Below are 13,575 nucleotides of genomic sequence, written 5' to 3'. Positions count from 1 at the left end.
ATTTCAACTGTATGTTTGGAGAATATTATGAAAGAAGATCAGGTTAAAGTATTTGAAAGCGACAATATATGGTCATCAATTTTTAAGATGGTAGTTCCGGCACTTATAGCTATACTTGTTATGCTTATCTACAACATGGCTGATATGGTATTTGTCGGTCAGACAGGAGAGACAGCTCAAGTTGCAGCCATATCTGTAGTGGGCCCGATTTTTAATTTGATCATGGCTGTAGCCATGCTTATATCAGCAGGTGCAACTGTAATTATTTCATCAGACCTTGGCAAAAAAGATATGGAGCATGCCAAGATGGTTTCATCTCTTAGTATCTGGAGCGGAATCATATGTGGAATAATTGCAGGCATGCTGATAATTGCATTTAATAAACCTATTCTGGTATTTTTGGGAGCAACGTCAGATATCATAGTATATGCAAAAAATTATATGCTGATTCTTGCTCTTGGAGCTCCACTTCTTCTTATAAGCAATATGCTGGGACAGGTCTTAAGAGCAGAAGGCGCTGTAAAAGAAGGCCTTGTAGGCAATCTCATAGGTACAGTCATAAATATTATTCTTGATCCCGTCTTTATTCTTGGATTTGGAATGGGAGTTGTGGGTGCAGCCATTGCAACAGTACTTGGAAATCTTGTGGCTACTATTTATTACATCTATTATATGAAGAATAAAGCTATAGTTCTTAATATGAGATTATCCTATGCCAAAATGAATCCCGTATATATTTTTTCTATTATGGCTCTTGGACTTCCAAATGCAATAAGTACTCTCTTATCAGGTTTTGCTAATTCCTTTGCCAATCAGCTCCTTTCAAAGTATGGCTCAGATTCCATAGCAGCCAATGCTGCAGCAGGAAGAGTCAATATGATAATAGTAATGATACTAATGGGTATCTGTATGGGCGCTCAGCCGCTTATGTCTTATAACTATGGAGCCGGTAATATCAAAAAGTTATCAGGAGTCATTAAAAGGCTTTTAATTCTTTCTACAAGCTTTGGCCTTATAACTGCAGGCCTTGTTATTTTCTTTAAATCCGCCGTTATAAGTATGTTTTTAAAGGATCCGGAGGTTGCTGTGATTGCAGAAAATATCCTTACAATTCTTATGATTAGTTCTCCATTTTTGGGATTTTTCTACCTGGCGACCAATTTCCTTCAGGCAACAGGTAATGCATTAAAAGCAACTATTATCTCCGCACTTCAAAAAGGATTACTTCTTATACCACTTTTATTCATTCTTGAATATCTGTTTGGATTTATGGGTATCAGGTGCGCATATGTTGCAGCTGATTTTGGGGCAATCATTATTTCATGTGCTTTTCTGGTTGTAGAGTGGATGAAAATAAATGATAAATTAAAAAAAGACAATAAAAAAGAGGAAATGAAAAATGGAACAAATTGTGATGGATGTATTGAGCGGGCTTAAGTATTTTTTGATCTACATGTTTTCAATTGCGGGAGTCTTATTATTGATAAACAAAATATTTCCACTTCCCAAAGAATTATTTAGAAAACTTTTTCACTTTGTAGCTTTTTCTTCAGTAGTGGTAATGATATATGCAGCAAATGAATGGATTGCAGCTGCAATAGTTCCCATAGGGGTTATAATTGTCAATTATCCCGGACTTGCAATTTGTTCAAAGAACAAAAAGTTCACTAAAATGTTTTCTGAAAGGCGTCCCGGTGAAATGAAGTCAAGTCTTTTTCAGCTATTTGGAACAATGGCTCTTATTATTTCGATAAGCTGGGGACTGCTTGGACATAAAGAACTTGCTGTTGCAGCAATTCTTATGTGGGGATTTGGTGATGCGGCTGCAGCCCTTATCGGCAAAAAATATGGCAAGCATAAAGTCCTTAGATTTAAGCATGTAGATCATAAGAAAAGCTGGGAAGGAACAGCTGCAATGTCAGTGGTTGCATTTGTATTTGGCCTTGCGAGCCTTATGGTAGTTGGGAACGTTCCTTTAGTAAACTGTCTTCCGGCAATAGTAATAGCTGCACCTTTGGCGGCAATTACAGAGCTTATAACCAAGGGTGGTTATGATACTGTGACTGTACCACTTGTCAGTGCTTTTGCGATTTATTGTTCATATGTTTTTATGGGAATAGCCTGATATAAAAACAAAGCTGGTCCCAAAATGATCTTACTTACTTTTTTGACCTGTATTCTGAAGGCGTAGTGTTATATACTTTTTTGAATACTTTTACAAAATAATTATTATCAGTATAACCTACAAAGCTGCTGATCTCACTTATTGGATAGTTTGTTTCCTTTAACAGATTGGCAGCTTTTTTGCATCTTTGCTTGGCAATATAATTCATTATGGTGTCACCTGTTTCTTTTTTAAAAATTGCAGAAAGACGGGAAACCGACAAATTTACAGTATCTGAAAGCTGTTCAAGTGTGATCTCTTTACTTAGATGAAGTTCTATATATTCTATTAGTTTTTGAATAGAAGGAGAGTAATTGCCAATTGAAAGACGGTGCGCTCTGACAGCGTTTGTAAGTTCCATTATCATTTTGTTCATAAGCTTTGTCTGCTCATCAAATGACAGGTTGGCAGATGAAAGCTGTACATATTTTTGGGTTATTGTATCAATAGTTATAACTGATAATCCTGATTCTTCAGCCGCTTTTCTGGAAAGGGCTCTTAAAATCGCGATATTACTTCCAGAAGTGTAGTATCTTTGCATCTCCTTTACAGTTTTATCCTGTTTGGAGCTGTCAGCCATTTCCTTATAGGCAGAGAAAATATTGTCTACATCACCGTTTCTTATCATAGAAAGAAATCTTTTCTCGGCATCATAGCGTTTATAGATCTCGCTATATCTTTTCTCTTCTGAATAAAGAGTATCAGATTCCTTATTTACATCTTTTATAAAGCCTGTCAGTCTGCGGTAATCATAACTTACAGAGCCCTGGACAAAAGTTTTGATGATACCGTTTAAGAGTTTTTGAAGCTGGTCTGTAAATAGTATGGGAAGCTCTGTGTAGTAGAGCTTTAATGCAGGCATTATAGATATTGCTGCTCCGTGTTCTATCAGTATATTTTCCATTTGAGAATCTGAAAAGCCTGACTTTGCATAAGGCCCTACAATATATTTTTGATCATCAATCGCAAAGAACAAAATAGCAGTATCAAAATAATCCACAACCTCATAAAAAGTTCCGTGAATAGCAACCTTAAGGATATATTGCAGAGCGTTTTCTGTGAACATAGGCTGAAGATCTTTATCAAAACAGCATTTTTTTTCAAAGTCTTTAAGCGCCATGGGATTATCAGATACATCCCACACAGGCACATCAAGTATGTTGTTAATAATATTTTTAAAAAGAGTTTTATCCATTTAAACCTCATGTCGCGAGCAAAGCGAGCGGCTAATGGTTCAAATTGGTGACGCTCGTGACACCAATTTGGGTTTGAAAGTGGAACACTTTCAAACTTTCTACCATAAAAGTATTTTGAAAGCAGTAAGATGTTGCTATTTATAATAATAATATTCTAATACAATTATATTCTTCATGATACATTATAAATGCACTTTAAATCAATGATCATACATGAATTATCAAGGAGGATATAGTGAAAAAATATTTTTGCAATCCGGTAAATATTAATTACAGATATCAGTTCAATCTGGATCAAAGAAATCATGGTGCTATGAAAATCTGTAGAGAAGCCGCAGATCCATCAATGATCATGTACAAAGGAAAATATTATATTTTCGCATCAATGACACTTGGGGTATGGGTCTCTGATGATATGGCTGTATGGGAAAATCACAGACTTCCTGATGAGCTTCCATTATACGATTATGCACCTGACGTAAGGATTATAGGGGAGTATGTGTATCTGTGCGCATCAAGCAAAGACCGTAACTGTGACAGATACAGAACCAAAGATATTATAAATGGACCTTATGAAAAGCTGGAAGGAAGTTTTCCGTTTTGGGATCCGAATCTTTTTACAGATGATGACGGGAAAATATATTTTTACTGGGGATGTTCCAATATGACTCCTATATATGGATGTGAGCTGGACCCTGTAACAATGAATCCCAAAACAGAAAAAGTAGAACTTATAAGTGGAGACCCTTATAAGAAAGGCTTTGAAAGAATAGGAGAGAACAACGAGATTTTTCCGGCATCTGAAGATGAGATTGAAGCATCTTATGAGAATTTCTTCAAGATACAGGGAATAAAAGAGGAAAGCATTCCTGAAAACTTAAGACCGATGATAAAGGGAATGTTTACAAGAAGGCCTTACATTGAAGGTGCCTGGATGGACAAACATAATGGTAAATATTACCTGCAGTATGCCTTTGGAGGAACTCAGTACAATACCTATGGAGATGCAGTATATATAAGTGATAATCCTCTGGGACCGTTCTCTCTTGCAGATAATGCTCCGTATTCCTACAATCCCGGAGGCTTTATTCCTGGAGCCGGACATGGCTCTACTATGGAGGATGAATTTCATAATCTATGGCATGCTGCATCCATGAGGATAAGTGTAAATCATGATTTTGAAAGAAGAGTTGGCATCTGGAAAGCGGGTTATGACAGTGACGGAGAACTGTTTTGTAACCAAAGATATCCTGACTGGCCATATGCTATTTCCAAAGATTATATGGATCCGTGGGAAGATCCTGAATGGATGCTGCTTAGCTTTGGTAAGAAGGCAATATCTTCTTCCATGCTTAAAGGCTTTGATCCTGATAATGTTCTTGATGAAAATGTAAGAACTATGTGGAGACCTAAATCTAACAAGAAGGATGAATGGATAATCGTAGATCTTGAAGACGTTTACAGAGTAAATGCTGTCCAGATCAATTTTGGAGACTATGAAATAGATATAGATCCTACAGGCCAGATCAGAGGCACAACGCAGGCCAGATATATCGAGGAAGCTGATCTTAACACAAGGTGGAAGCTTGAAGGCTCAGCTGATAACGTTACATGGTTTGTTATTGAAGATAAAACAGGCGTAAATACTGATCTATCGCATGATCTTATAGTAAGTCAGGAGGGAATCAGGTTAAGGTATTTAAGGCTTTCCCATATGGAAGTTCCATATGATCAGATACCAGCTGTATCAGGTATCAGGGTATTTGGAATTGGAAATGGAGCAAAGCCGGACAGATCTTCTTATACGGTATCTCGAGGTAATGAACTTGATATGTCTGTAAGTATCCGGAAGGATGATGCACTTGGACATCTTATATTATGGGGAAGCAGTCCTGATAAGCTGTATCACAGCTGTATCGTATATGGAGAAGAAGGAGTTACAAAGCCCAAGAGAATAGGAGCGCTCGTAGCTTCAAGACAATACGTAGTAAGAGTAGACGGTTTTAATGAAAATGGAATTACTGAAGGGGATATCAAAACAATAAAATAATGCTAGTAGTAATAATATATTTCTAACTACAAGGCTATATAAATGATAAGATTCATTTACAAAATAAATTTGTATTGCAAAGAAAGGGGATAACAATGGGCAATAGCAAAAAAGATAACGGGACAGTTTACAAGAGGGCAAAAACGTGGCATATAGCGCTGGCTATGATGACCGGAATAGGTCAGATGGCCTTTTATGTAATGATGAATGGTGCTACATATATCGGTAATTCAAACTTTGGAATACTGATAGCAGTAACAGGAATGATAATAACAGGATCAAGATTATTTGATGGTATAACAGATCCTATCATTGCATATGTTATAGAGAGATTTAATTCGCGTTTTGGTAAGCTTAGAGTAGGTATCATGACTGGATGGGCAGTCATGTCATGTGCAACACTTCTGATGTGTAATTTAGGACCAAAGCTTGGATTAACAGGAGTTGCTGGAGTTTTATATTTTATTTTATGCTACATGATCTATATCATAGGTTATACATTTGTAAGTGTAGCTGGTAATGTTAACTCCAATGTTCTTACTAATGATCCTAAGCAAAGACCTACTATTTCTGTATGGTCAACGACATATTCATATCTTTCTCCAATGATCATCAGTATTGTAGCATCTGCAGTTATTCTTCCAAAATATGGCAACATCCAGGGATCAGGATATTTCGCAGAATATAACCTTGTAGTTATAGCTATATCTTTTGTTACTTTATTACTGTCTTGTATAGGAATAGCTCCATATGATGTTCCTGAGAATTTTGAAGGTATAAAGACAGATAGTAATAAAGACAATAAGCCAACATTTAAGGATATGGTCGCAATCATTAAGGAAAATAAAGAGCTTCAGAGATTTATCATAGCAGCAACTTCTGATAAACTTGCGCAGACAATAGGAAGTGCAGCAGTAGTAAGTACAATGCTTAACGGAATTATGATCGGCTCAATGGCAATATCATCAATTCTTTCTGCAGTAGCTATGCTTCCTGCAATTGTATTTGCAATAATTGGTTCCAGGATTGCAGGTAAAAAAGGAAGCAGAGCAGTCATGGTCGGCTGGACAAGAAATTGTATCGTATTAAATATTTTATTTGCAGTATTTCTTTTATTTACTCCAACACAGCTTATTGGAACTGTTTTGACAGGTAACTTAAGCACAGGAGCAATCCTTATGGCTATAGCATTCATACTGTTTACTTTTTCTAATAATGGAATGAAGATGGTAGTATCAGTTGCTACAAATTCATTTAGATTAGATGTAGTAGATTATGAGCTTGACAGAAGCGGCAAGTATATGCCTGCTACAGTATCAGCTACATACAGCTTCATTGATAAAATAGTATCTTCATTTGGTGCAACAATTGCAACACTTATGATTGGTATAATAGGTTATACAAATACAGCACCTCAGCAGGGAGACCCGCTCACATGGGGAGTTAAGATCATGACAGTTATTCTTATGATTGGATTCCCTATCGCCGGATGGATCTGTACTTTGGTAGCTATGAAAAATTCTGAGCTTACATATGAAAAAATGGGTGAAGTACAAAAGAGTATCGCTGATAAGAAAAAAGCAGCACTCTCATAAATAACTGATTATGTAAAGAAAGAATCGAGGGAATTTATATGAGGAATACATTACTTTGGAATGAGGATTGGGAGTTTATCAAGGAAGGCCTGAAAGAAACAGTTACATTACCTCATACCTGGAATGCAGTTGATGGCCAGACAGGGCCGGATCCTTATTACAGAGGTACCTGTATCTATTTAAAAAACTTTTCAAGACCTGTTATGGAAGAGGGTCAGCGTTGCTATATAGAATTTCGAGGTGTTAATTCATCATGTAATGTGATCATAAATGGCGAGGAAGTTATGAGCCATGATGGAGGATATTCTACTTTCAGAGCAGATATTACAGATTATCTTGCAGATACTAATGAACTTAAAGTTATAGTATCCAATGAGCCAAATGACAGAGTATATCCGCAGAGAGCCGATTTTACATTCTATGGAGGAATCTACAGAAATGTATATATGCTTATTGTAGATGAATCTCATTTTGATCTTGATTATTATGGTGGCAATGGTCTTATGGTCACTCCTTCTATCGAGAACGGTAAAGCCATTGTAGAGGTAAAAGCATTCTTTTTGGGAGAAGCAGATAAAGTACGTGTGTCAGTTGACGGAATCAGAGAACAGGACCTCCTTGTACAATGTAAAAACAAAAAAGGAATCGCCACAGGCACTATTGTTATAGATGATCCACATCTTTGGAATGGAGTAGAAGATCCTTATCTTTATAAGATCACAGCAACACTTCTTTGTAATGGTAAAGAATGTGACAGGATATTTGACAGATTCGGAGTAAGAGAATTTTATGTAGATCCTCAAAAAGGATTTTACTTAAATGGAAAAAGTTATCCTCTTCACGGAGTATCAAGACATCAGGACAGAGCCGGTGTAGGAAATGCGCTGACCAAAGAAATGCATGAAGAAGATATAGAACTCATACTTTCAATGGGTGCTAATTCTATACGTCTTGCTCATTATCAGCATGATCAGTACTTTTATGACCTGTGTGATGAAAAAGGTCTGATAGTATGGGCTGAAATCCCGTACATAACAGTTCATATGGATAACGGACGAGACAATACTGTTTCACAGATGGAGGAGCTTATAACCCAGAATTATAATCATGCTTCCATAATCTGCTGGGCTTTATCCAACGAAATAACACTACGTGGAGTGACTGAGGATCTTATTGAAAATCATAAGATATTAAATGATATTGTTCATCAAATGGATCCAAAGAGATATTCTGCAATGGCCAATCTCTTTCTTTTAGAGACCGACTCACCTCTTGTAACTCTTCCAGATATCAGAGGATATAACCTGTATTATGGCTGGTATGTAGGAGAAATGGAAGATAATGATAAGTGGTTTGATGACTTTCATAATAAATATCCTGATGTAGCAATAGGACTTACTGAGTACGGAGCAGATTCTGTGATAGGGCTTCAGTCTCCCAAACCTCAAAAGGGAGATTATACAGAAAGTTATCAGGCATTATATCATGAGCATATGCTGGAAATGTTCTCTAAAAGGCCTTATATATGGGGAACTTATCTTTGGAATATGTTTGAGTTTGCGGCTGCAGGACGTGACGAAGCAGGAGATCCCGGCAAAAATCATAAAGGAGTGATCACCTTCGACAGAAAGCATAAAAAGGATGCTTATTATATCTACAAGGCATGGTGGACCAAGAAGCCCTTTGTGCATCTGTGCGGCAGACGTTATCACGACAGGATCGAGAGCAATACGCAGATAAAAGTATATAGCAATCTGGATGAAGTGACGCTTTTTGTAGATGGCAGGGAAATAGAAAAACAAAGAGGCTCCCATGTCTTTAAGTTTGATGTAGAGATAAGCCGTGTGCATCAGATAAAGGTAGTATCCGGAGACTGCGTAGATGAGATGGAGATAGCAAAGGTTGATGAGCCGAACCCTTCATATTTTGCATCCAAAGATGAAGTTCATAACTGGTTTGATGAACCCAAAAATGAATTTGATGGTCAGGAAGGATTTCTTTCTATCAACAATACAATAGCTGAGATATCAGAAGTTCCTGAGGGTAAAGCTATCGTAGATAAGATCATGAATGATATGAAAGCCCATACAGCCGGTGGAATGGGAGAAGGAATGACACTTTCTCCTGCAATGCTGGCTATGATAGCAAGACAGTCACTTAAAAAGATACTTATACAAGGTGGTATTGCTATAGATAGTGAAGAGGCCATTAAGCTAAATGATGCTTTAAACAGAATAAAGAGAGTTAAAGATTGAATATGAAACATTTTACTAAAGCACAATGGATAACGCCGGAACCTTTTATTGAACCTGATGTAAGAAAAGGTGCAGGGTATTTAAAGAAAAGATTTGAATATAAAGAAGGAAGAGCGACTTTATATGCTACTGCACATGGGCTGTATCAGATCAGCATAAATGGCCAGGAGATCACTAAAGCAAGACTTACTCCGGGATGTGATGATTATGATATAAGACTTCAATATCAGGAATATGATGTTACAAGTTTTCTCAAGCAGGGTGACAATGAAATATTTGTCATCCTTGGTGATGGCTGGTACAGAGGCTGTAATGGAATCGATGGAATTAGAAATCTGTATGGCAAAGACATGTCTTTTATATGTTCTATGTTTACAGATAAGGATGATAGTGATCCAATTCTTGTAACAGATGAAAGCTGGCTTGCATCTCAAGACGGAGGCATTCTTCTTACTGATCTTGAGCTTGGCGAAACCTGTGATATGGGCAAAGAAATAACCGATTGGCATGAAGCTACAAGTCTTAGATTTGATAATTCCAATCTGGTAGAACAAAAATCACCATATGTAACGGAACATGAAGTCTTTGAAGGTAAGCTATTAGTTACACCTGCAGGTGAAAATGTTTTTGACTTTGGACAGAATCTTGCAGGCTACACACATATAAAGATCAAAGATGCCAAATGTGGAGACAAAGTAAAGCTCATACATGGCGAAACTCTTGATGAAAATGGAAATTTTACGATTGCTAATTTTCAGCCTGGAGACAGGAATAAATCAGGAGGTATCAAGCAGGAAATCAATCTCATATGTAAAGAAGGCACAAATGAGTTTAAACCTCATTTTTCCATGTTTGGATTTAGATATGCAAAGCTTGTAACTGATATACCGGTTGAAAATATAGAAGTATCAAGTATAGCTGTGTATTCTGATATGAAGCAGACATCATTTTTTGAGTGTAGCAATAAGGATGTTAATAAGCTCTTTCAAAATAGTATCTGGTCCATGAAGTCGAATTTTTGTGATATACCTACAGATTGTCCGACTAGAGAAAGGGCAGGATGGACAGGTGATGCGGCAGTATTTGTTAAGACCGGCTTGTATCTTATGGACTGTGGTAAAGTGTTTAAGAAGTGGCTTGCAAATGTCAGGGCGCTGCAGCATGAGGATGGAAAGATGGCATATATATGCCCTAAGAATTCTAATCCCGGAAAGATTTCAGAAATGTTTTCAGCCTCTGTAGGCTGGGGAGATTCAGCAGTTATAGTGCCTTGGAATCTTTATTGTATGAGTGGAGATAAGGAAATACTTTCTTCTAATTACAACATGATGAAAAAATGGGTCGATTTCCTTAAGCAAAGAGCAGGCAAAAGCAAGCTTAAAAACAGATTTGGTAAAAATCCGTACAGAAAATATATCATTGATACAGGTATGGATTATGGCGAATGGTGCGAACCGGGCGCAGATGTAATGAAGACTATGACAGAAGCTTTTAAGAACGGTCAGCCTGAAGTTGCTACAGCTTATTTTGCATATTCTTCCAGGATACTTTCAAAAGTCGCAGATATACTGGGCCATGATGAAGACTCTCGTCATTATGCGGAGATATCAGTAAATGCTACAAATGCTTATAGACATCTTACTTTAAAAGATGGACATATTACATCCATGCGTCAATGTGAATATGTACGCCCTCTTGCTTTTGGATTACTTGAAGAAAAGGATGCCATAATTGCAGCAAAGGATCTTAATGAACTTGTTATTAAAAATGGTTACCATTTGAATACAGGATTTTTATCAACACCTTTCTTATGCAAGGTGCTTGCGGATTATGGTTATATCGATACGGCATATCGGCTTTTACTGCAAAAGGAATATCCATCATGGCTTTATTCAGTAGAAAAGGGCGCTACGACTATCTGGGAGACATGGGATGGAATAAGAAAAGACAATACGGTTCATGACTCTCTTAACCATTATTCTTATGGCGCAATTTCCGGATGGCTTATCTCAGGTATTTGCGGAATTAATTATGCCCATGACAAGCTTGTGATAAAACCTGTTCCAAATAAACAGCTTGAATATGCCAAAGCAAGATTTGAGTCACCTGAAGGAACTATTATATCTGAATGGAAGTATAATAAAGATATAGTATCTATACATATGGAAATACCAAAGGGCGTTGAAGCAGATATAATTACTCCGGATGGAAAGCATCATCTGATAGATGATGAAATATTTGATTACGAATGTAGTAGTAATTGATGGTGAATATGGAGGATTAAGATGATTTTTTCTAAAGATTTCATGCTTGGAGCAGCTACAGCTGCCCATCAGGTAGAAGGAAATAATACCAATTCAGATTACTGGCTTATGGAAAATATGGAGTACTCTCAGTTTGTTGAACCTTCTGGTGATGCGGCTGATCATTATAACAGATTTGAAGAAGATATAAAGATGCTTGCTGATGCGGGGCTTAATACATACAGATTTTCCATTGAGTGGGCGCGTATAGAACCTGAGATGGGAAGATTTGATGAAAATGAAATAGAGCACTATAGGCAAGTTATAAAATGCTGCAGAGATAACCAGGTAGAACCTGTAGTTACCCTTATGCACTTTACATCTCCAATTTGGCTTATCAAAATGGGAGGCTGGGACAATGAAGAAGTCATAGACCTTTTTGCCCGTTATGCTGAGTATGTTACTAAACAGCTCGGTAGTGAAATAAAATATATATGTACTATAAATGAAGCTAACATGAGACTTCAGATAGGTGCACTCATGGAGCGATTCAAGAAACAGATGATGGCCAAAATGGCCCAAAATACAGAGCTGCAAAAGGATGCTGCTGCAGATAATAATAAAGACTCGGTAGAAGGTCAGGTACAGGTAGGCCTTAATCTTTCTAATCCAATGGAACGCATGAAGCTTACTGCTATGGAGAATGTAAAACTATTTGGAGATCCTCAGCCGCATACTTTTGTATCAGCTGCAGATCATAATGGTGATATGATCGTGATAAAGGCTCATCAGGCTGCCAAAAAAGCAATTAAATCCATTAATCCTGACATAAAGGTTGGAATTACTTTATCCTTACATGATGTTCAGTGGATAGAAGGTGGTAAAGAAAAGGCAGATAAAGAATGGGATGAAGAATTTGAACATTACATTCCTTATATTAAAGATGATGACTTCTTTGGACTTCAAAATTACACAAGGACAGTTTATGGCCCTGATGGAATAGTTCCTGTTCCTGAAGGAACACCAATGACACTTATGGACTACGAGGTTTATCCTCAGGCTTTGGAACACTGTATTAGGAAAGTCAATGAGCAAATGCCGAATGTACCTATATTGATCACGGAAAATGGTATTGCTACAGCTGATGACAAACAAAGGATAGATTTTATAGATAAAGCTGTTCTGGGAGTGCAAAACTGCATAAGAGATGGACTTCCGATCATAGGTTATTGCCACTGGTCTCTTATTGATAATTTTGAGTGGCAAAAAGGGTATGCACTTACTTTTGGGCTTTGTGCAGTAGATAGAAAGACACAAAAAAGAAGTCCTAAGGCAAGTCTTAAGCACTTAGGAGAGTATATCTGATTTTACGAAGGGGTTATAAATCAATAGCCCCTTTGTTTTGACCAATATGAATTGGAGATTGAAATGGTAAAAAAGGCTGTTCAGCAAATAATGCTAGGTAAAGTAACCGCAGATGAAAAAAGTGCGCTTAAAACATTAAAGGAAATTAAAAAGGCCGGGTATGATGGAATAGAACTTAACGGATTCATGATAAGACCAACCTCTTTAATGGTGCGCCTGTTAACCAGAGTAGCAGGAATGCCTACAGGAAAAGGCGGAGGACTTGACTGGAAATCTCTTGTTAAAGAGGCAGGCCTATTAGTGGTATCGATTCACGAAGACCTTGGAATGATAGAAAATAATACTGATCAGGTCATAAGGGAAGCTTTAGAATTTGGAACAGATAAAGTGGTTATAACCGGAATGTACCGTTTTGACTATACAGATGAGTATGAGGTTAGGAAGCTTTGTCAAAGATTGAATTTGGCCGGACAAAAGCTTAAAGAAAATGGTATTCAGCTTTTGTATCACAATCATAATGTTGAATTTTCAAAACTTAAGGACAGAAAGATTGATATTAAGACGGATTTCATGGAAACCAATGCTTATGGTCTTATTATAAAAGAGACAGATCCAGATTACGTGAATTTTGAAATGGATTCTTATTGGATTGCAGATGCAGGAGTAGACCCGTTATATGTTATGAAAAAGCTTGAAAATCGATTAAA

General features: G+C 37.1%; 9 protein-coding genes. 8 read left to right on the top strand and 1 reads right to left on the bottom strand.

Annotated features, from left to right (window positions below; all coding sequences use genetic code 11):
* Both K6G87_RS14375 and K6G87_RS14370 read left to right on the top strand, forming a co-directional pair.
* Window positions 1-1,437, top strand: a 1,437-nt coding sequence (locus K6G87_RS14375; protein WP_296838733.1) for an MATE family efflux transporter, incomplete at its 5' end; no start/stop codon positions are given.
* Window positions 1,438-1,480: 43 nt separating this feature from the next.
* Window positions 1,481-2,125, top strand: a complete 645-nt coding sequence (locus K6G87_RS14370; protein WP_296838730.1) for a diacylglycerol/polyprenol kinase family protein — start codon at window positions 1,481-1,483, stop codon at window positions 2,123-2,125.
* 34 nt (window positions 2,126-2,159) lie between these two features.
* On the opposite strand, the gene K6G87_RS14365 is transcribed toward K6G87_RS14370, so the two are convergent.
* Window positions 2,160-3,359, bottom strand: coding sequence for a helix-turn-helix domain-containing protein (locus K6G87_RS14365; RefSeq protein WP_296838728.1), 1,200 nt, complete (start codon window positions 3,357-3,359; stop codon window positions 2,160-2,162).
* Window positions 3,360-3,595: 236 nt separating this feature from the next.
* Between K6G87_RS14365 and K6G87_RS14360 the strand changes: the two genes are divergently transcribed.
* The 6 genes from K6G87_RS14360 to K6G87_RS14335 all read left to right on the top strand — a co-directional run.
* Window positions 3,596-5,410, top strand: a complete 1,815-nt coding sequence (locus K6G87_RS14360) for a family 43 glycosylhydrolase (RefSeq protein ID WP_296838725.1) — start codon at window positions 3,596-3,598, stop codon at window positions 5,408-5,410.
* A gap of 95 nt (window positions 5,411-5,505) precedes the next feature.
* Window positions 5,506-7,005 carry an MFS transporter gene (locus K6G87_RS14355; protein ID WP_296838722.1) on the top strand — a complete coding sequence of 500 codons (1,500 nt, stop codon included), beginning with the start codon at window positions 5,506-5,508 and terminating at the stop codon, window positions 7,003-7,005.
* Between the two features lie 38 nt (window positions 7,006-7,043).
* The gene (locus K6G87_RS14350) at window positions 7,044-9,260 is read left to right on the top strand and encodes a glycoside hydrolase family 2 protein (protein ID WP_296838719.1); all 2,217 of its coding nucleotides are present in this window, start codon (window positions 7,044-7,046) and stop codon (window positions 9,258-9,260) included.
* Between the two features lie 2 nt (window positions 9,261-9,262).
* Window positions 9,263-11,524, top strand: coding sequence for a family 78 glycoside hydrolase catalytic domain (locus K6G87_RS14345; protein ID WP_296838716.1), 2,262 nt, complete (start codon window positions 9,263-9,265; stop codon window positions 11,522-11,524).
* Window positions 11,525-11,545: 21 nt separating this feature from the next.
* Window positions 11,546-12,868 carry a glycoside hydrolase family 1 protein gene (locus K6G87_RS14340; protein ID WP_296838713.1) on the top strand — a complete coding sequence of 441 codons (1,323 nt, stop codon included), beginning with the start codon at window positions 11,546-11,548 and terminating at the stop codon, window positions 12,866-12,868.
* A 63-nt stretch (window positions 12,869-12,931) separates the two neighbouring features.
* Window positions 12,932-13,575 (top strand): sugar phosphate isomerase/epimerase family protein (locus K6G87_RS14335; protein ID WP_296838710.1); only part of this gene is annotated, 644 nt, incomplete at its 3' end.

The sequence above is a fragment of the Butyrivibrio sp. genome (assembly GCF_024699075.1).
The sequence above is the reverse complement of the archived record's forward strand: the minus strand, read 5'-3'. Positions and strand labels throughout refer to the sequence as shown.